Annotated in this window: 5 protein-coding genes and 1 pseudogene; 3 read left to right on the top strand and 3 right to left on the bottom strand. The window is 40.4% G+C overall.

Features of this window, described 5'->3' with window-relative positions; all coding sequences use genetic code 11:
- Positions 1-9: 9 nt before the first annotated feature.
- On the bottom strand, positions 10-3,786 hold the full coding sequence (locus NPUN_RS10975; RefSeq protein WP_012408784.1) for a type I polyketide synthase: 3,777 nt from the start codon (positions 3,784-3,786) through the stop codon (positions 10-12).
- The gene (locus NPUN_RS10970) at positions 3,783-16,952 is read right to left on the bottom strand and encodes a non-ribosomal peptide synthetase (protein WP_012408783.1); all 13,170 of its coding nucleotides are present in this window, start codon (positions 16,950-16,952) and stop codon (positions 3,783-3,785) included. The genes NPUN_RS10975 and NPUN_RS10970 overlap by 4 nt, the downstream gene beginning before the upstream one ends.
- Before the next feature lie 716 nt (positions 16,953-17,668).
- Between NPUN_RS10970 and NPUN_RS44755 the strand changes: the two genes are divergently transcribed.
- The gene (locus NPUN_RS44755) at positions 17,669-17,776 is read left to right on the top strand and encodes a transposase family protein (RefSeq protein ID WP_202947536.1); all 108 of its coding nucleotides are present in this window, start codon (positions 17,669-17,671) and stop codon (positions 17,774-17,776) included.
- A gap of 235 nt (positions 17,777-18,011) precedes the next feature.
- Here NPUN_RS44755 and NPUN_RS44750 read toward each other — a convergent pair.
- Positions 18,012-18,476, bottom strand: a pseudogene (locus NPUN_RS44750) (IS982 family transposase); the annotation flags it as partial.
- Positions 18,477-19,653: 1,177 nt separating this feature from the next.
- Here NPUN_RS44750 and NPUN_RS10960 point away from each other — a divergent pair.
- Both NPUN_RS10960 and NPUN_RS10955 read left to right on the top strand, forming a co-directional pair.
- Complete coding sequence (locus tag NPUN_RS10960; RefSeq protein ID WP_012408782.1) at positions 19,654-20,814, top strand: AAA-like domain-containing protein; 1,161 nt, start codon at positions 19,654-19,656, stop codon at positions 20,812-20,814.
- Between the two features lie 579 nt (positions 20,815-21,393).
- On the top strand, positions 21,394-22,809 hold the full coding sequence (locus tag NPUN_RS10955; RefSeq protein WP_012408781.1) for an AAA-like domain-containing protein: 1,416 nt from the start codon (positions 21,394-21,396) through the stop codon (positions 22,807-22,809).
- Positions 22,810-23,071 lie beyond the last annotated feature (262 nt).

Here is a 23,071-nt window from a genome sequence, read left to right as displayed (position 1 = left end):
ATTTGTTACTCAAATTGTTATTTCTTCTCTCTCACCTGCACTAAAGTTTGTATCCGGATCTATTTGTTTTTCTAGCTTTGGTGCTATTTCAGCTATTGTGGGTGACTCAAATAAATTTGCTACAGATAATCGGATAGAAAAAATATTTCGTATTCGGGATAAAACTTGAACGGCTATTAAAGAATCTCCTCCTAATTTAAAAAAGTTGTCATGGATTCCCACTTGCTTAATTCCCAATAATTCTTCCCATATATCGGCAATTTTTTGCTCAATCTCATTACGGGGAGCTACATAAGAATTAGGCAAATCAGGTCTTGAGTGGAGTGCAGATAATTTTTCTGGCTGAAAAATATCCGGCTTTTTTTGTAATGAAATCTCTGATTTCTGGTTATTCTGTTCTAGCCTAGATTTTATGCTAAATGCGGCTGATGCAGAAGCTTGAGGCAATGGCAATAATTTGACCACCTGTTCCAAACTTGAGTGCAAAATAGAGTTGTAGTAAGTATTTAAGGGAGATTCTGAATGTGAACCGTTGTTTCCTTTTTGGTAAACCAGTTCATTGAAAATCTCTAAGGGTTCTTGTTCAACAACAATAGCAGCTAAATTTTCACCACAGCGTTGCACTAAATCTAAATCTACTAAAGATGAAGTAGCAAACCTCGCTCTAACTTCTTCTAAATGTTCATTAATATAATCTTGTGAACATGGTCGTAGCCCAGTAAATAACCCCTCCTGTTCCTGTAGTTGTCCTTGCTCAACTAATATTTGCAACCATCTAGAAAACAATTGCTGATAGCGAGGAGAAATATGGCATTGCACCAACAAATTCTCCAAAGAATACTTTTCTTCGACATTGCTAAAAGCCCCTAATTGTCTGAATGCAGAGTTGATGTAGGCTGTACATAAACGATTCAACCACTGCCTGTTTTCCTGATATGTTAACTCGTTGAGTTCTGCATTTTTAGTATTTGCTTGATTTTGACCTCCTTGTACAAGCGATGTCCATAATTGTGATGGTGTGGGTAATGCTTGCAACTGTCCCCAAGCTGTTTTTTGTGGGGGGTCAATCCAATAACGTTGGCGCTCAAAGGGATAAGTCGGTAAGGGAAGGCGGTAATGCTCCTGGTGACTATAGAATCCAAACCAATCTATATTGACTCCAGCCAGCCAGAGTTGACCTAATGTAGTGAATAAAACATGATTATCAGATTGTTTTTCTTGAGGATGACGTACCGAAGTCAACACCGTTTGTGCAGCTGCTTTGTCTGGATGTCTTTTGACTAATGTAGTTAGTGTGTGCCCTGGCCCCACTTCTAGTAAGACTTGCTCTGGTGTTGCCAATAATTTCTCGACACCTTGGGCAAATAGCACTGTGGAACGCAGATGTTGAGCGTAGTAATCGGGATTTGTGGCTTGGGTAACTGTAATCCAAGTACCAGTCAGGTTGGAGATATAAGGAAGTTTTGGGGGATTTAAAGTAACTTTTTTGACTCGTTCTGCAAATGCCTTTAAGATTGGCTCCATCATTTGAGAATGGAAGGCATGGGAAGTATGCAGTTGGCGACATTCAATCCCTTGAGCAGCAAGCTGATTTTGTAGTGTATCTACTGCTGCTGTGGAACCAGAAACTACACACTGGGAGGGTTGATTAATCGCTGCAACAGAAAGTTCTTGCCCTAGTTGGGATTTTATCTTGTCTGCGGGTAGGGGAATTGAAAGCATTGCTCCAGTAGGCAGTTGCTGCATCATCTGTCCGCGTGCTGCTACCAGAGATAAGACATCTTCTAGGGAAAAAACTTCTGCTAGAGTTGCTGCTACATACTCGCCAATACTGTGACCGATCGCAGCTTGTGGTTCCACACCATAAGACTGCCATAATTTAGCTAGGGCGTACTCAATTACAAAAATAGCAGGTTGAGCAACGGCTGTTTGTTGAAGTTGCTTTGATGCTTCATGAATCTTTTCTTCACTGGGGTAAAGTATGTGACGTAAATCTAGCCCTAGTAAGGGTTTAAGAACTTCTGAGCAATAATCAATTTGTTCTTTAAATACTGTCTCAGTTTCGTAAATTTCCCGCGCCATGTTGACATACTGAGAACCTTGACCGGGAAACATAAAGACAACAGACCGTTCTGTAATCTCTGTATAATTGCTAAAAACTTGTTGTGCCTCTAAACTACTGAGAGTTTTGACAGCATCTTCTAAGTCTTGACAAATCAACATCCGTCGGTAATTAAAACCCCGGCGACCACTATTGAGCGTATAAGCTACATCGCTTAAGTTCAGTTCTGGATGCTCTTTTAAATGCGTGATTAAATTAGCTGTTGCTTGCTCAAGCGCACTCGCAGTTTTAGCTGAAAGTACCAATAATTGATAATTTCTCCCCTGCTCCCCTGCTCGACGGCAGTTGCTCCTGGGGGGAACCCCCAAGACCGCACTGCCTTCCCTGCTTCCCTGCTCAAAAACAGGTGCTTCTTCTAAAATTACATGAGCATTAGTACCCCCGATACCAAAAGAACTAACTCCAGCACGGCGAGGAGTGTTGTTTGTTTTCCATTCAGTCAGGGTTGTATTGACGTAAAAAGGACTGTTGGCAAAATCAATTTTGGGATTTGGTGTCTCGAAGTGCAAACTAGGAGGCAGCATTTGATGTTGCAGTGCTAATACAGTTTTAATCAGACCTGCGACACCTGCTGCTGTATCTAAATGTCCTAAGTTGGTTTTTAACGAACCAATAGCGCAAAAACCTTTTTTATCAGTACTTTGATTAAAAGCTTGAGTTAAAGCGGCAATTTCAATGGGATCTCCTAAAGGTGTAGCTGTCCCATGAGCTTCGATGTAGGAAATGGTTTCGGCATCTACACCAGCTATAGCTTGAGCCTCGCCAATGACTGCTGCTTGACCGCTAACACTAGGAGCAGTGAAGCCCACTTTCATTGCACCATCATTATTAATTGCCGAACCTTTAATGATTGCATGGATGTGGTCGCGGTCTGCGATCGCATCCTTTAATCTTTTCAACACCACAATACCAGCACCGCTACTAGCAATTGTTCCTTGTGCCTTAGCATCAAAAGCACGGCAGTGTCCATCAGGAGAAAGAATCATTCCCTCTTGATGCAAATAACCTATTTTTTGGGGAATGCTGAGAGTAACTCCACCAGCTAAAGCCATGTCACATTCACAATTTAATAGACTTTGGCAAGCTAAGTGAACAGCAACCAAAGAAGTAGAACAGGCTGTTTGCACATTCACTGCTGTCCCAGTCAAGTTGAGTTTATATGCAACTCGTGTTGGCAAGAAATCTTTATCGTTGGAGATTGTTAATTGCAGTGGATCAACTGTCTCTAATAATTGATGATGAGGGTAGAGATTGTTGACAAGATATCTGTTCATTCCAACACCAGCATAAACCCCTATTAACCCATTATAGGTATGCGGATCATAACCAGCCTTTTCTATTGCTTCCCACGCCAATTCTAAAAATAAGCGTTGTTGGGGATCTATTAACTCAGCTTCTTTCGCGCTATAGGCGAAAAAGTTTGCATCAAACAATTCAATGTCTGATAAAACAGCATTAGCTTTTACATAATTAGGATTATTCAGTAAATCTAGAGAAACGCCAGAATTTATTAGTTCTTCATCCGTCAACCTGGAGATAGATTCTACGCCATCACGCAAATTCTGCCAAAAAGAGTCAAGATATTTGGCTTCTGGGAACCTACCAGCAAGAGAAATTATTGCTATTTCATTATTGAAACCATTAATATTAACGGAATTTATCATAATTTTTTACCCTTTCTTTGAGAAAGATACTGCTGTCTAAGCTGTAATTGTTGGTTCCTGAAAGCTTTACTTTCACTTGGAGATTGAGGGCGAGAATTATTTTGTTTTAATGTATCTTCTTTGTTAAGTTTAGTACTTAAATATTGGCTTAGTCTATGTATAGTTGGGTAATTAAACATATCAACTATTGACACTTCCAAACCAAATTTTTCTTGCAATTGCTGATTAATTCGTATTAGTAGTAATGAATGACCTCCTAGTTCAAAGAAATTATTATAAATTCCCACTTTTTCTACTTCCAGTGTGTTTTGCCAAATGCCAGCAATGATTTTTTCTACTTCAGTATTTGGCATTACATAATTTGATAGTTCCTGTTGTAAATCTGGAGCAGGCAAAGCGCGACGGTCTACTTTGCCGTTGGGTGTCAGGGGTAAGGACTCCAGCATCACAAAAACACTTGGCACCATATACCCAGGCAGTTTATCGTCAAGAAACTGACGCAGTTCGTCCGTTGTGGGTGTACTTCGACTCCGCTCAGTACAAGTCGCGTGTAAATGCGGCACTACGTAAGCGACTAAGCGCTTACTTCGACTCCGCTCAGTACAAGTATTACCTGAAGTTTCTTCACGAGCAATGACACAACATATTTGCACATCATCATGTTGTCCCAGTAATGCTTCAATTTCTGCCAACTCAATGCGGAAGCCCCGAATTTTTACTTGATTGTCAATGCGTCCCAGGTATTCAATGTTGCCATCTGGGAGATAACGTACCAAATCCCCAGTTTTATATAATTTACTTACTCCCTCGTCAAACGGATTGAGGATGAATTTTTCAGTTGTCAGTTCGGGGCGGTTAAGGTAGCCTTTTGCTAACCCGACACCAGCAATGTGTAACTCTCCTGGGATACCAATGGGAACTGGTTGCAGGTTGCTATCTAGAATATAGATTTGAGTGTTGGCGATCGCTCTGCCAATACTCGGTGATATCTGATCTTGCTCCTTGGCAACTACCAGCCCAGAAGTTGTAACAACAGTATTTTCAGTTGGGCCATAATTATTCACTAGTTGGAAGGGGACTAAATCTGATGGATACTGATGAAGCTTATCTCCTCCAGTCAGTATGGTTCGCAAAGCCAAACTTTCAGTTGGCCATTCCAAAGACAATAATTCCTGTGCCAGTGGTGTTGGCAGAAAACTGATAGTAATCTGCTTTGAAATCAACCAGTCTCGTAGCTTCACTAACGAGCTAAGGAACTCAGATTTGACTAAGTAGATACTTGCTCCTGCGGTTAAGTAAGGCCATAATTCCCATACCGCAGCGTCAAATGCTGTTCCTGCTAGCTGAGTAGCTTTATCTAAGGTCGTGATTTTAAAAGTATGTTGATGCCAGAACACCAAATTTAATAATCCTTGATGGGCAATCAGCACTCCCTTGGGTTGACCTGTAGAACCGGAAGTATAAATCACGTAAGCCAAATTAGTTGCTTGCGTCTCAGTGATGAGATTATCCTGACTGGACTGAGAAATAAGCTGCCAGTCAGTATCCAAACAAACCAGCTTTGCTTGATGTTGGGACAGTCTATCAAGGAGTTTCTGCTGAGTCAGCAACACCGAAACTTGAGCATCTTCTAGCATAAAGTGCAAACGCTCAGTCGGATACTCAGGGTCAAGTGGTAAGTATGCGCCACCCGCTTTCAGAATACCTAGTAGTCCCACCACCATTTCTATTGAGCGTTCCACACAAATGCCCACCAGCACATCTGCTCTCACACCCAAAGACTTGAGGTAGTGCGCCAACTGGTTAGCACGACTATTAAGCTGGTGGTAAGTCAGTTGCTGGTCTTCAAAAACAACTGCCACTGCATCAGGTGTACGCTGAACCTGCTCTTCAAACAACTGATGGATACACAAATCTAGCGGATAATCTACCTGAGTATCAGTCCACTCTACTAATAGTTGATGTTGCTCAACTTCTGTTAATAGTGGCAGTTGAGAAATTCGCTCTTCTGGGTTAGCAATAATACCTTCAAGTAATGTCAGAAAATGACCCGTCATTCGCTCAATGGTGGATGCATCAAACAAATCAGTGTTGTATTCCCACATCCCAACCAGTCCGGTGGCAGTGTTTTCCATTGCCAAGGTAAGATCAAATTTGGTATTTGTACTTTTTACCACCAGTGGACTAACAGTTAACCCAGTCAACTCCAATTGTTGAGATATAGGAGCATTTTGGAGGACAAACATCACTTGGAACAGTGGTGTATGACTGAGATCCCGTTCTGGCTGCAATGCTTCTACTAGCATTTCAAAAGGCAAATTCTGATGAGAGTATGCATCCATCGCCATTTCACGAACACGACCTAGTAATTCGCTAAAGCTAGGATTACCAGCCAAATTGGTACGCATGACTAAAGTGTTGAGAAAAAAGCCAATTAACCCTTCTATCTCACTGCGATCGCGGTTAGCAATTGGCGAACCCACCAAAATGTCTTCTGTACCTGTATAGCGGTAAAGTAAGGTATCAAACGCTGCTAACAGCGTCATGAACAAAGTAACTCCTTGTTGCTGGCTTAGTTGCGTGAGTTTATCAGTTAATTCCTTTGAGAGCGCAAACTGTTGATATGCACCTGCGAAAGTCTGCATAGATGGTCTAGGTCGGTCAGTGGGTAGTGACAACAAAGCTGGTGCGTTTGCCAGTTGTTTTTGCCAGTAACTCAATTGACTTTGTAAGACATCTCCTTGCAACCAGTTTCGCTGCCAAATTGCGAAATCTGCGTACTGTATCGGCAGTGGTGTTAAAGGTGACAGATCACCTTGAGAATAAGCATTGTATAAGGCTGCTAGCTCTTGAACAAACACACCCATTGACCAGCCATCGCTAACTATGTGATGCATACAGACTAATAAGGTGTGTTCTGTCTGGGACAGCACTATTAATGTTGCCCTAACTAATGCTTCATTTGCTAAGTCAAAGGGCTGTTGCGCTAATTGCTGTAAAGCTGTTTCTTGCTCGGTTACTTCTGCTGAGGCAGAGGCTTCGCCAACGTCTTCGCTCAGTACAAGTGTAGATAAATGCTTGAATTCAACAACTGAGAGTGTGCAATTTATTTGTGCTTGAATAATTTGAGAAGGCTTTCCATCAACGATGACAAAGTTGGTGCGTAACGCTTCGTGGCGATGAACAATTTCTTGTAAGCTTTGTTCTAAGGCAGTTCGATTGAGAGTTCCGACTAAACGCAAAGCTATGGGGAAGTTGTAGAAGGCGCTGTTCGGGTTTAACTTGTCTAAAAACCATAGCCGTGTTTGGGCAAATGACAATGGTAATTCTGCATTCTCTGCCCTTTGTAAGATGGGTGATGCTATTAGTTCTAAATCCTGTTGCTGTAACCGTTGAATGTTTTGGCACAATTCAGCAACAGTTGGTGCAGCAAATAAGCTACGCAATGGTAATTCTACTTTCAAGCTAGTACGCACACGGGAGATGAGTTGCGTTGCTAGTAGGGAGTGTCCTCCAAGTTCAAAGAAGTTATCATATATACCCACTTGCTCTACTTTCAGAACTTGTGCCCAAATTAACGACAGAATTTCTTCGATTGGGTTACGTGGGGCAACATATTTGTCCAATAATTGGCTGTGTAAATCAGGTGCGGGCAATGCGCGGCGGTCTAGTTTACCGTTGGGGGTAAGCGGTAAAGCGTCCAAGATCACTATTGCACTTGGCACCATATATTCTGGTAACTTTTCCTTCAGGAAGCTACGCACAAAGCTGACTGTGAGTGTACTTCGACTCCGCTCAGTACAAGTCTGCTCTTCTTGAGGCACAATGTAAGCGACTAGGTGTTTGTTCCCAGGAATGTCTTCGCGGGCGATCGCACAAGATGCTTGTACATCAAGTTGGCTCAGTACTGCTTCAATTTCGCCCAACTCGATGCGGAAACCTCGAATTTTCACCTGATTGTCAATACGCCCCAAGTATTCAATATTGCCATCACTTAAATAGCGTGCTAAGTCCCCTGTTTTGTAAAGGCGATCGGAATTAAAGGTTTCCCCTCTGCTCCCCTGCTCATCGGTCACTGAGCGTAGCCGAAGTGCTGCTCCTCTGCTTCTTTTAAAGGGGTTAGGGATGAATTTCTCAAGTGTTAACTCTGGTCGGTTGAAGTAGCCTTGCGATAAAAGGACACCAGCAATGTACAATTCTCCTGGTACACCCACGGGTACAGGCTGTAGATACTTATCAAGGATATAGATTTGCGCGTTGGCAATGGGACGACCAACGGGAGGAAGTAGCGGCCAAGTCTCCACTGAATTAGTCAGAGTAAAACTGGTCGCTAAATGGCTCTCTGATGGCCCATAGTGATTGTGCAATGTACAATCAGTTAGCTTGCTTAACCATTGGGAAATAGCTGGAGTAATCTGCAACTGTTCCCCAGCAGTAATAATTTCCCGCAAATGACTATTAACTAATTCACCACCAATTGCAACTTCAGCTAGTTGCTGTAAGGCAACAAAGGGGAGAAACATTCTCTCAATTGCTTTTTGTTGGAGAAAACCTAACAAAGCTGATGTATCTCTGCGTAATTCCTCCCCAATTAAGAACAATGTGCCTCCAGAACACCAGGTAGTGAAGATTTCTTGGAAGGAGACATCAAAGCTAATCGAAGCAAATTGTAGGGTTTTTGCTCCACGAGGAATTTTCAGATTTTCCCGATGCCACAAGATCAGATTGCTAAGGGCAAGCTGATTCATCGCTATACCTTTAGGTTGACCTGTAGAACCAGAAGTATAAATTATATAAGCTAAGTTATTTGCTTGTACGTCGGAGATGAGATTGTCCTGACTGCACTGGGAAATCAGTTGAGCGTCAGTATCCAAACAGACAAGGTGAGCTTGATGCTGGGGCAATCTGTCAAGAATTGACTGCTGGGTTAGCAAGACAGAAACTTGAGCATCTTCTAAAATAAAGCTCAAGCGATCGCTGGGATATTCTGGGTCAAGTGGCACATAAGCAGCACCCGCTTTGAGAATCCCCAATAATCCTATGACCATCTCTAAAGAACGCTCTACACATAGACCAACTAGGGCATCAGATCCTACACCCAAAGACCGCAAGTAGTGCGCCAACTGGTTAGCGCGGTAGTTTAATTCATAGTAAGTCAGTTGTTGATTTTCATATACAACTGCGATCGCATTGGGTGTACTATCCACCTGTTCTTCAAACAACTGATGGATGCACAAATCTTCTGGATAATCTACCTGAGTATCGTTCCACTCGACAAGTAACTTTTGTTGTTCTGGTTGTGTCAGCAGTGGTAATTGAGAAATTCGCTCCTCTGGGTTAGCAATAATACCTTCAAGCAATGTCACAAAATGACCAGTCATTCGCTCAATGGTACTGGCATCAAACAAGTCAGTGTTGTACTCCCACACCCCTACCAGACCAGTAGGAGTGTTCTGCATTATTAAGGTTAAATCAAACCTTGAAGTTGTACCTTTTATTGGCAATGAACTGACAGTTAACCCAGTCAGTTCTAATCCAGATGTCGGCGCATTCTGGAGGACAAACATTACTTGGAACAGTGGTGTATGACTGAGATCCCGTTCTGGCTGCAATGCTTCTACCAGCATTTCAAAAGGCAAATGCTGATGAGAATATGCCTCCATTGCCATTTCTCGAACACGACCCAGTAATTCGCTAAAACTGGGGTTGCCTGATAAATCAGTACGCATGACTAGAGTATTGACAAAAAAGCCAATTAACCCTTCTATCTCACTGCGATCGCGGTTAGCAATTGGCGAACCCACCAGAATGTCTTCTGTACCTGTGTAGCGGTAAAGCAGCGTATCAAACGCTGCCAACAGCGTCATGAACAGAGTCACCCCTTGCTCTTGGCTGAGTTTTGCTAGCTTACCAGTTAGTTCTTCAGAAAGTGCAAACTCTTGATGTGTCCCTTGGTAAGTTTGCACAGCCGGTCTGGGTCGGTCTGTGGGTAGCGACAATAAGGTTGGAGCCGAAGCCAATTTTTGTTGCCAATAACTCAATTGGCTTTGTAGTACTTCTCCTTGCAACCACTCTCTTTGCCACAGTGCAAAATCTGCATATTGAATCGGCAGTGGCGCTAAAGTCGAGCTTTTACCTTGAGAATAAGCATTGTAAAGTGTTGCTAGTTCTTGGAGAAACAAACCGATTGACCAGCCATCAGAGACTATGTGGTGTATACACATTAACAGTATGTGTTCTGTCTCGGATAGCACTACTAATGTCGCTCTCACTAATGCTTGTGTTGCCAACTCAAAGGGTTGAATAGCTTGTTGTTGCACTAATTGCTGCGAAGCTGTTTCTTGCTTAGTTGTCGATAAATGCTTCAAATCAACAACTGATACTGTCCAATTCGTTTCTGTTTGAATGATTTGTGTTGCCTGTCCATCAACCGTAATGAAATTAGTACGTAACGCTTCGTGGCGATGAATAATTTCTTGGAAGCTTTGTTCTAATGCGGCAACTTCCACAGTTCCTGCTAAACGCAAGGCTATGGACATATTGTAGAAGGGACTGTTTGGCTCGAATTGGTCTAAAAACCATAGACGCTGTTGAGCATAAGACAGTGCTAATAGTGCATTCTCCGCCCTTGGTAAGATAGGTGGTGCAGACAGTTGTAAGTCTTGTACTGAGCGACTCGTGCCGAGCGGAGCCGAGGTAAGTCGAAGTACTTGTTGCTGTAATTGTTCAATTTCTCGTGCTAATTCGGCTAGTGTGGCGGCGGCAAACAACTCTCGCAATGGTAGTTCCACTTTGAAAATGTTGCGGATGCGTGAAACTAATTGTGTTGCTAATAGTGAGTGTCCCCCAAGTTCAAAGAAGTTATCATGTATGCCTACCTGTGGCAGTTGCAGTACTTGTGACCAAGTTTGCGCCAGTATTTCTTCAATTGGAGTACGTGGGGCTACATATTTATCTTTGATTTCGCTGTATAAATCTGGTGCGGGTAAAGCGCGACGGTCTACTTTGCCGTTAGAAGTGAGTGGCATTGATTCCAATATTACAAAAGCACTTGGCACCATGTAGTCTGGTAGCTTTGCTTTCAGGAATTGCCGCAGTTCATTGGTTGTGGGTTTAGAGTGCTGATGCGGCACTATATAGGCGACTAAGCATTTATCCCCCGTCGTACCTTCGCGGGCAATAACACAAGATGCCTGCACCTCCTCATATTGGTTCAGTAATACCTCAATTTCTCCCAATTCGATGCGGAAACCTCGTATTTTTACTTGGTTATCAATTCGTTCGATGTATTCAATTGTGCCATCAGGTAAATAACGCGCTAAATCTCCAGTTTTATATAATTTTGAATTTTCAAAGGGGTTGGAAATGAATTTTTCTTTTGTCAACTCTGGACGGTTGAGATAGCCTCTTGCTAATCCTGCACCACCAATATGCAATTCTCCGGCTACACCTACAGGGACTGGTTGCAGATGCTCGTCTAAAATATAAATTTGTGTGTTGGCTATAGGCTGCCCAATCGGTACTATCCTAAGATTCCCATTTGGAAAGCATTGCCAGTAGGTGACATCAATTGCCGCTTCTGTTGGGCCATAGAGATTGTGCAATTCACACTCTAACCGAGCAAAAAAGCGTTCCTGAAGTTCTACAGGCAAAGCTTCACCACTACAGATAAATCGTTTCAAGCTACGGCAATTTTCGAGACTTGGTTCTTCTAAGAAAACCTGGAGCATAGAAGGAACAAAATGCACATGAGTAACCTGCTGTTCTAAAATTAGGTTGACCAAGTAAGCACTATCTTTATGTCCTCCTGCTTTAGCCACAACTAAACGCGCTCCAGTGATTAATGGCCAGAAGAATTCCCAAACTGAAACGTCGAAGCTAAAAGGAGTTTTCTGTAAAATGCAATCTACATCTGTTAATTGATAAGCTTGTTGCATCCACAGCAGGCGATTGCAAATTCCCAAGTGGGTGTTCATTGCTCCTTTGGGCTTGCCAGTGGAACCGGATGTGTAAATCACATAAGCCAAGTTACTACCTTGTACAGTAGTAATTGGATTTTCCTGACTGGACTGAGAAATAAATTGCCAGTCAGTATCTAAATATATATCCTGCCCTTGATGCTGAGGTAACTTTTTCTTGAGTTGCTGCTGTGTCAGCAGCACTCTCACTTGAGCATCTTCTAGCATGAAGCTCAAGCGATCTTGTGGATAGTCTGGGTCAAGTGGTACATAAGCTCCACCTGCCTTAAGAATCCCTAATAGTCCTACTACCATCAAGAGCGATCGCTCCAGACAAATACCCACCAGCACATCTGCTCCCACTCCCAAAGACTGCAAATAATGTGCTAACTTATTTGCGCGACAATTCAACTGCTGGTAAGTCAGTTGTTGGTTTTCAAACACCACCGCTACAGCATCGGGTGTACGCGCTACTTGCTCCTCAAACAACTGATGGAGACATTTATCAAGGGGATAATCCGCTTGAGTATTGTTCCACTCAACCAATAACTGTTGTTGCTCAATTTCTGTCAACAGGGGCAATTGAGAAATGGACTGTTGTGGGTTAGCAATAATACTTTCAAGCAATGTCACAAAATGACCCGTCATTCGCTCAATTGTGCTGGCATCAAACAAGTCAGTGCTATATTCCCACACACCCACTACTCCAGTAGCAGTATTTTCCATTGACAAGGTAAGATCAAACTTGGCAGTTGTACCTTCTATCAACGTTGAACTGACACTTAACTGATTTAACTCCACGGTCGATATGGGCGCATTCTGAAGTGTAAACATCACCTGGAATAGCGGTGTATGGCTAAGATCCCGTTCTGGCTGCAATGCTTCCACTAGCATTTCAAAAGGCAAATGCTGATGCGAGTATGCCTCCATCGCTATTTCGCGGACACGAGTCAGTAATTCGCTAAAACTGGGGTTGCCTGCTAAGTCAGTACGCATGACTAAAGTATTGACAAAAAAGCCAATTAACCCTTCTATCTCACTGCGATCGCGGTTAGCAATGGGAGATCCCACCAAAATGTCTTCTGTACCTGTGTAGCGGTAAAGCAGGGTATCAAACGCTGCCAAAAGTGTCATGAACAAAGTCACCCCTTGTTTCTGACTCAGTTGTATCAACCTACCAGTGAGTTCAGCAGAGAGGGCAAACTTTTGATATGCACCAGCAAAAGTCTGCACAGCAGGTCTTGGTCGGTCTGTGGGTAGGGACAACAAGGCTGGTGCGTTTGCCAGTTGTTGTTGCCAGTAAGTTAGTTGGTTTTGCAGTACATTTCCTTGTAACCACTCTCTTTGCCAGATAGCAAAATCTGCATACTGAATCGGTAGCGGTGTTAAAGGTGACGGCTGACCTTGAGCATAAGCATCGTACAGCGCTGCTAGTTCTTGAACAAACACACCCATTGACCAGCCATCACTGACAACATGATGCATACAAACTAACAATATGTGTTCTGTCTGGGACAGCACTAGTAATGTTGTCCTGATTAATGCTCCGTTTGCCAGGTCAAAAGGCTCAATAGCTTGTTGTCGTGCTAATTCCTGGCTAGTAATTTCTTGATCGGTTGTAGATAAATACTTTAAGTCAATAACTGAAACTGTCCAATTCGTTTGTGTTTGAATAATTTGAGAAGGTTTTCCATCAACTCTAATAAAATTGGTGCGTAAGGCTTCGTGGCGATGAATAATCTCTAGTAAGCTTTGTTCTAGGGCTGGTTGATTCAAATTTCCCACTAGACGCAAAGCCATAGGAATGTTGTAAAAGGCGCTATTCGGCTCGAACTGATCTAAAAACCACAGACGCTGTTGAGCATAAGACAGTGGTAATTCTGCATCCCTCATCTTTGGTAAAATAGGTGGTTCAGATAGTTCTAAGTCTTGTACTGAGCGACTTGTGCCGAGCGGAGCCGAGGTAAGTCGAAGTGCCTGTTGCTGTAACTGCCTAATTGATTTTGCTAATTCGGCTACTGTCGCTCTTGCAAACAACTCACGCAATGGTAGTTCCAGTTTAAAAACGTTACGGATGCGTGAAACTAATTGTGTTGCTAGTAGCGAGTGTCCGCCAAGTTCAAAGAAGTTGTCATGAATACCTAAAAGCTCTACTTTCAGCACTTGTGTCCAAAGGAGTGCCAGCATTTCTTCCATTGGATTACGAGGTGCAACAAATTTTTCTTGTTGTTCGCTGTGTAAATCCGGTATGGGTAAGGCACGGCGGTCTACTTTGCCGTTGGGAGTAAGCGGCAGTGACTCCAAGATAACTATTGCATTTGGCACCATGTAATCTGGGAGTTTTGCTGTGAGGAATTGCCGCAGTTCGCTGATTGTGGGTTTACAATCTTGATATGCTACCACGTAGGCGACTAAACGTTTACTTCGACTTACCTCGGCTCCGCTCGGCACAAGTCGCTCAGTACAAGTATCACCAGGGGTATCTTCCCGGACAATGACACAAGATACTTGCACATCACTATGTTGGCTTAGGACTACTTCGATTTCGCTCAATTCGATGCGGAAACCACGTATTTTTACTTGATTGTCAATGCGTCCTAAGTATTCTATGTTGCCATCTGCTAAATAGTGTGCCAAATCCCCCGTTTTATATAATTTGGAATTATCAAACGGATTGGGGATGAATTTATCTTTTGTCAATTCAGGGCGGTTGAAGTAGCCCTGTGCTAATCCTGCTCCACCAAGATATATTTCTCCTGGCACACCTACTGGTACAGGCTGTAAGTTTTGGTCAAGGATGTAGATTTGCGTATTGGCGATCGCCCGACCAATGGGAATAGTTGTGGCTGTCGTTGCTAAATCCTCTACCAAATACCAAGAAGAAAACGTGGTGTTCTCTGTTGGCCCATACACATGGAGCAAATGCTGGGGAGCGCCTTTATCTAGTACTTCAAGCACCCATTTGGGATCAACCGCTTCACCACCAAATAATAGATATCGTAGAGAACTAAATGCTTGCGGGACAACACTTGCTAACTGATTAAATAAAGCTGTGGTTAAAAATAAGACACTGATTTGATGCTCGTGGATATTGACAGCAAATTCTTCTGGGATCAGCAATACGAATTTAGTGATAATGACTAGCTTGGCTCCGTGCAGCAATGCTCCCCAAATCTCAAAGGTAGCTGCATCAAAAGCAATATTTGCCGCTTGAGCAACGCATTCATCAGCTGTTAACTGTATATAGTTGGTGTTTAACATCAGGCGATTGACGGCCTGATGAGTAACGGCGACTCCCTTGGGTGTGCCTGTAGAACCGGAGGTGTAAATCACATAAGAGAGGTTTTCTGCACTGACTGTGCTATCAAGATTATCTTGATTTACTTGGCTAATGCTTTGCCAGTCTGTGTCTAAGCAAACGACACAAGCTTGATGTTGAGGAAGAGATTCTACTAATTTCTCTTGAGTCAACAGCACTTTTACTTGAGTGTCTTTGAGCATGAAGCTTAAGCGTTCAGCAGGATACTCAGGGTCAAGTGGTACATAAGCTCCACCCGCCTTGAGAATCCCCAATAGTCCCACCACCATTTCTAAGGAACGTTCTACACACAAACCCACCAGCACATTTTCACCCACGCCCAAAGATTGCAAGTAATGGGCTAATTGGTTAGCGCGACAATTCAACTGCTGGTAAGTCAATTGTTGATTTTCAAACACAACTGCTATAGCATCGGGGGTCCGCTCTACTTGCTCCTCAAATAACTGATGGATACATTTATCTTGGAGATAATCTACACCTGTATCATTCCACTCAACTAATAACTGCTGTTGTTCAATTTCTGTCAGCAGAGGTAATTGCCAAATCTGCTTTTGAGGATTAGCTACAATACCTTCAAGCAAGGTAACAAAATGCCCTGCAATACGCGTGATTGTACTAGCCTCAAACAAGTCAGTATTATATTGCCAGCAGAGTTGCAATACTCCCTGAGCTTCCATCACCATTAAATTCAGATCAAAGTCTGCACCGCGTTGATGTCCCAGCAAGTATGGCTTCATTTCAAGCACTTGTTCTTCACTGTGCAATGAATTCTCTGTTTGTTCGCACCAACGTTGTCTTTGCCAAGTGAAACTAACTTGACATAAAGGAGAACGACTGGGATCTCGTTCTGGTTCGAGTTGTTCTGCTAACAGAGAAAAAGGGTAATCTTGATGTTTTTGGGCTTCTTTAACTGTCTTGCTGATGTGAGCCAGAAATTCTGTAAATGTGGCGTTTTCCTGTACGGAAGTTCGTAAAACCATCAGGTTAACAAAGTAACCGACAATCTCTTTAAAATCTCCACCCCATCTACCTCTCATCGGGCTGCCTATGAGGATGTCTGTTTGATTCGTGTAGCGATAAAGTAGCACGTAAAATGCTGCTAGCAAAACCTGATAAAGGCTTGTTCCAGAAGCTAGAGCTAGACATTTGAGTTTTTGAATTAACTGTTCATCTAGTTTTAAACTATATCCTGTTCCTTGATAAGTCTGTACTGGGGGACGGGGTTTGTCTGCAAACAGATTTAAAATTGGTAATTCGCCAGCTAATTGTTTTTGCCAGTATTGCCACAGTTTTTCTCCTCTAGAACCAGATAGCATTTCTGACTGCCAGCGAACAAAATCTAGATAAGATTTATTTTCAGTGAAAGAATCTGGAGCGGTTTGGATCTGCTCTTGACTAACTTGCTCAACTTCCTTGGCATACAAAGTTTGAAATTCACTCAACAGTAAATCAAAAGACCACATATCACCTGCAATGTGGTGCATTGTTAGCAAGAGAATGTGTTCTTTTGTTGAGCGAGTAAATAAATTAATTCTCAAAACAGCATCTTTTTCTAACTCAAAAGGGCTGTCAGTTATAGCAAATATTTTCTCTTTTAAGTAATCTTCACTCCAATTGCTGGCATTTATTACCTCAACATTACATTTATATTGTTGATTAACTTGCTGAACGGGTTTGCCTTCAAAATTGGTATATGTGGTTCTGAGAATAGGATGGCGTTCAATAATTTTCTCCCATACACGATTGACAGCAACAATATTTAAATAAGAATTGATTTTTACAGTAGTAAATATATTATAAGCAACGCTCTCTGGAGCAATTTGGTAGATAAACCACATTGCTTCTTGTCCAGAAGAGAGTGGGAAACTTGTTTTTATAATTCTATCCATTAAAACCCCTTAAAATCCTGACAATCTTAGTTATAAAAATACAAATAATGCACAAATAGAGTCTTTGCTACTCAAAAAACTTTTGTTTAGATGAACTTACTCTTTTTGCCACTGTTACATTGGTAGTATTAGAACTATTTTTCTTGGCTAATATCTAGGTTTTGTACCAAGATATATTTCGTTTTTATGATAGTGAAATTAGCTAAATATAATTATGCTCAAAGTGAGTTGATATTAACTAACAAATAGACATCAAAATTATTTATTAAAAACTTAAACTTTTTTGAAATTTAAATATCTTGGTTATCGGTAAAATTTTTTGGGCTAAGTTCATTTTTTAAGTTTGATTTTTTGCTCCTCTGTAATCGGTAAACTTTTAATTTATTTGAGGAGAACTTGAACAGATTTGGTTTTGCTACGTTCTTTATGAATAGCCTTAATAGACTTGTCGATTAATTAAGATAAAGTGAAGTATTATCGACTGGAATGAAACAGGAAAATGCTAGATAACAATCGGGTAATAAAAGTTGACCGCCTACTGAGGGCATTTACTGGGCTAAACCACAAGGCATTTGATAAACTTTTACATTTGAAATTATACTCAATCAGGAGGCGTAGCTTGCCACCGTAGGCATCGCCTCATCTAGAAAAAAGCTACGGAAACGTTCCCTGGGAGGAGGCAGAAAGGCGAGGTAGAAGACAAGCTATTTTTCATATTGTTCTATTTCAAGTGTTATCTTACCTTTGATGTCGCAGGGGTGTTGTTTGACCTACACCGCAGTCAGGCACATCGTTGTATGCTAAAACTACAATCCTACTATTAATTAAAATTATTAATTTGTAAACAACATCATAATTTATTTTTAATCATTCAGTAGATATATTCAAATAGATAATCCCAGTTTTTTAAATAAGATGCAAGACCAGTTAAGACATTTAAGAAGATATTTAAGAGAACAGTTAAGAAATTTAAGAAATTTAGGAAAGTTAAGAAAGTTAAGAACATAGATATTTAAAATATACGCTTTATGTGAATTAAGCCACAGGATGTTGTTCAAAAATAAGGACATCAATGCCTAAACGCTTCATTTTTCGACTGGCACACCACCCATAATCAGCACTGGCAGTAAAATCACTTTGGACTTTGCCGCGTTTGTAGCCAACTACTGCTACTGGTTTTGTATCTAACAAAAAAGTGCGCTCAAATATTACCCCTAAGTCTCGAACCCAAAAATGTCTTAGTTCTTCGAGCATTCCCTCCATGCGTCTGGCTCAACGCTAGAATTGGCTTTGGTCTGGTAATTTCGGGAATAGGCTCGCATTTGTTTACTCTGACAAACCCTAAAAACTGCTGTTCTCCTGGGTATGGGAAAAATCTATTGCCACTAACAGCGTCAACATCTCACTATCTGTAAATCTTGGTGATGGTCTTGATAATAACGGTATATAACGATAGCCTTTTTGCTGATACCAATCATCTACTAGCACAAAAATTGTGGTCAACAGGGTTGAACCATCTACCATATTTATTGGGAGACCTCAAGCTTTGGTGTGCTTAGTTTGTCTGGTGATAGCGATGAGCCTGTGGTCGATAGATTCAATTTTAAAAACACTTCATGGATTAAAAAGTGTAATAGTTACTAAAGCAAAATGTCAAAAAGGAAATTTTAAGACCAGTTATAAATTTGAGTAAATTCAGGCTTTTTATTACTACGTAATAATCGCGTTTTCTTGATTTATAATGGTTGCGTCATTACTTTAATAATTTTTTAGTTCAAAACGCAACTTACTTATTTTTTTATTAACTGGCTTAATTAATACTGCTCGTTTAAGCTCTTTGGGAATTATAGACAAGGATATATCAAGGGTTTGAGCCTACTTTTTCCCTTAACCGATCAGTATTCCTGTCTTAACTATTTCAATAATTTACTTAAATGTCTTAACTTTCCTTGATTTTTATTTTTAGCTAAGAGAAGATAAGTCTGTAAATAATATAGTGATTAAGTTTGGCACTATCTCTTGAGTGATTGCTTTTTAGTTATCTAAAAATATATAATTTTTCTCAAAAAATTTGCTTTTTTTATAGAATAATTTAGCTGTTATTTTCTACTACACGTCTGCTGTGAAAAATTATGAACTATGTTGACTTGCAGTCTTGTTTGCATTGCCAATAAGTAGATGGACTTAATTAAATATAAAATACCCTTTTACTGGCTATGGCAGGTATAATGCCCATCTTACATAAAACAATTAGCCTCTTGTGGCATAGGTATCTCACCTGCCCTGTCTTCACTTTATTTATGTCCATCTATTTATCCCGAACTCAGGTTATTTACTAACCAAGACAAGTTGAGTGAGGAATTATATGTTGCGAGCAGCTATGCTGGGCGGTTACGCCATCGCTAAAAATCTCAACCTAGATTTATCAAATTTCAATTCAACAGCCCAATGAAAAAGAAGTAAGTGGAATAAATAGAAAGCTCGGCAGATAGCATAAGAGTTAGAAACAAACTATTCCCTGAGAGTGGTGAAACAGGGCGATCGCCATGAGAGAATTCAAGTAAAGACGAGACAATTCAAACTTAACTTGCAGTAAAAATAATGAGTATAATAGTGAAATTATATCAGAATATTTTTGTGTTTAAATATAGTATTGGTTATAAAAGTACAAGTATCCCTATTTATGGGAATTGACTTGACTATGAGATATCAAGTCGGTGGTAGCCTTAAATATGATGACTCTACATATATTGTCCGTCAAGCAGACGAACAACTTTATACTGGATTAAAAACAGGAGATTTTTGTTATGTCTTCAACTGCCACCAAACAGGTAAATCATCTCTACTACACCGGACTATTCATCTCTTAGAAAAAGAAAATTATATATGTGTTTATCTGAATTTAGCTCTATTAGGTACTAATCAAATTACACCTATACAATGGTATAAAGGCATTATTTTCAGCCTGTTTCACAAGTTAAATCTGACAAAACAGGTCAACTTTAAAAGTTGGTGGGAGCAACAATCAGAGCTTGATCCTGTACAACGACTATATCAATTTGTTGAACAGGTGTTGCTGAGAGAAGTTCAAAATAATCGCATTTTCATCTTTATCGATAATATTAATAGCTTGCTAAGTTTGAATTTTCCGGCCAACGATTTTTTGATCTGGATTAGTTACTGTTATGAGCAGCAAGCATATAAACCAAGTTTTCAACGCTTGGGTTTTGCTTTGTTTGGTGTAGCCAGTCCATCTAACCTAATTGTTGGTCGACATCGAACTCCCTTTAACATTGGTCAAGCAATTAAATTATGTGACTTTCAATTACATGAAGTTATGACCTTAGTTGAAGGTTTAGAAAAAGTAGTCAGCCAGCCACAGGCAATATTGGCGTATATTATTCATTGGACAAGAGGACAGCCGTTTCTCACGCAAAAGCTTTGTCAGTTAGTTGTGCAAGTTGCCTTAGAAAGTTATAAAGGAACGATTACCATACCGAAGGGTACTGAAGGATATTGGGTAGAACAATTGGTGCGATCGCGCATTATTCAACATTGGGAATTCCAAGATGAACCTGAACATCTCCGTACCATAAGAGATCGCTTACTTTTTGACGAACACAAAGCAGGAAAGTTATTAAACATTTATCAACGGGTGTTACAAGTAGAGGAACTAAGGAATAGGAACCCGATAGAGAACTTGATACCAGCCGATAATAGTGAAGAACAAACGCAACTGTTTCTATCTGGTTTAGTAGGAAATTATAACGGCTATCTGAGAGTTAAAAATCCGATTTACCGGAGTGTTTTCACTCCTCAATGGGTATCAAGACAGTTAGAAAATCTTCCCTTTTCTTGGTAGAAGCTAGTAATCAGAATACATCTGTTAGGCAAGTTCTGCATTGCTTGTCTAATAAAAAATTATCAAATAGTACTAAATTATACACTATTTAGTCGTATATCTTTGGACTTTGCTGGTGCATAATTTCTGCCAATTTTTCAACCAAGTCTTGATTACAAGTAGTTCCACAACTATCAATACTTAGTATTTAGAGTTCTACTAAAGCGATAATATTTTTGCTACACCCAACAAAAAGTCATAAATTATACAAGCTAAAAATATTACATTATTTAATCATATTTGTACAAATTCAGGTAAATACTAGGACTTCATTTCTTCAAAGAGTTTTTGCAAGACTACCATCAAAACACCGAGTGAAAAAGTAGGAAAAGTGGGAAAAGTAGGAGAAATACATAATTGATGTCAGTGTTTACTATCAAGCTAATATAATGTAACTTAGTTCATTAGAGTTCCTATGGATTTTAAGAAAAAATAAAATGAGAGTGTATCAAAAATTGCTACGTTAAATTCCAGTTTCAGTATGAAATAGAAAAAATTATTTCTTGTGACACTCATTGATAATAAATACCTGGAACAGCAATGTATAAAACTAAACGCAAACGTGGAGTTGTACTAACTTCTACAGGAATTAAACGGTTACAATCAGCAATTCTTTCTGTGGAGATAGTAGAAAATAAAGGCGAACACTTGAGTTTAGAAGAAATAAGTTCGCGCGTTAATGTTTCTACTAGAACTTTGAGTAAATTATGGTCTTTAAGTGAAAGTGTAGATCAAAAAACTATAAAACTCTGCTTTAGCGCTTTTAATATAGAATTACATAGCCAAGACTACACCATAGTCAACAAAGCAAATGAGACTGAAACATCTGAGTTATTGTCTATTACAAATATAGAAGAAGATTTATCTCAACGTTCCGAATTAACCTCATTTGTCGAAGAACATCATACACAAACTGAACAGATAGAAAATCTTTGGTCATACCCGGATGGCCCCGTACCTTTAGATTCTCACTTTTATATTGAACGTCCTCCACTAGAGAGAAAGGTTTATCGAGAAGTAACTACTAGTGGCTGCGTGATTCGGATTAAATCCCCCAAACAGATGGGTAAAAGTTCTCTTGTGTTGCGGCTTTGTGCCTTTGCACAGAAACTTGGATATCAGACTGTGAATCTGAATTGCTACCAATTCGATAGTGAGTGTCTAACTGATTTAAATAAACTGTTGCGTCGTCTTTGCTGGAAAATTGCAACTCAATTAGGTATTGACCCCAACCTCAAGGAAAAGTGGAATGAAGAAATTGGCTACAACTTGAGTAGCGGCTTCTATTTAGAAAACTATTTGCTCGAGCAATGTCAAAGCCCAGTGGTTTTAGTGTTGAATGAAATTGACCGTTTTTTTGAATATCCTCACATTTGTCAAGAGTTTTTTGCTTTGTTGAGGTCATGGTGTGAGGAAGCACGACACAATCCCAACTGGCAAAAGCTGAGGTTAGTAATGGTTTACTCAACCGAAGACTATATCTCTATGGATATTAACCTCTCTCCTTTTAATATTGGTCTACCTATTCGTCTGAACGATTTTACTCAACCACAAGTAGAAGATTTAGCTAGGCGGTATAGTTTAGACTCGTTTAAAGCTAAAGATTTTGCCCAACTAATGTCACTAGTAGGAGGACATCCAGCACTAATTCAGATTAGTTTGTACTATCTTAGGTCTCACGAAATGACCCTGCAAGAAATAGTAGAGGATGCGATCGCCAATGGTGGCATCTACCGCGATCATTTATGGCGACAGTTGATCAAACTGCAAGAAAATCCTAGATTGGCAAAGGCTTATGCTGAAATTCTGGCAGCAACGCAAAGTATTTCTCTTAATCCTATTGACACTTATAAGCTTGAAGGTTTGGGATTAATTCGCTTTGAGGGCGATCGCATCTTACCCCGCTACGGACTCTACCAGGCCTATTTTGCAAAACAGCTATCGACAATTGCTTGATAGAGCAATAGTAAGGCACTCACTCAATATCAAGTACTGCGTAGGCGCAGCCCGCCATAGGCATCGCAGTAGTACAGGATCAAATTCGAGAAAATTTTAGTTCCGCGTTTTCAAAAAGAGCAGTTAATAGCTATTTGATATCAAGTATTTAGCTATAATCTATTTTCAGTTTAAAATAATTTTTTGCTAACTTTCTTAACTACCTTAACTTTCTTTGCATTTTCGCTTTGATGCTGAGAATATCTAAATGCTTAGATACCAA

Origin of the sequence: Nostoc punctiforme PCC 73102, assembly GCF_000020025.1 — a bacterium.
In the GTDB taxonomy this organism is placed as follows: domain Bacteria; phylum Cyanobacteriota; class Cyanobacteriia; order Cyanobacteriales; family Nostocaceae; genus Nostoc; species Nostoc punctiforme.
The sequence above is the reverse complement of the archived record's forward strand: the minus strand, read 5'-3'. Positions and strand labels throughout refer to the sequence as shown.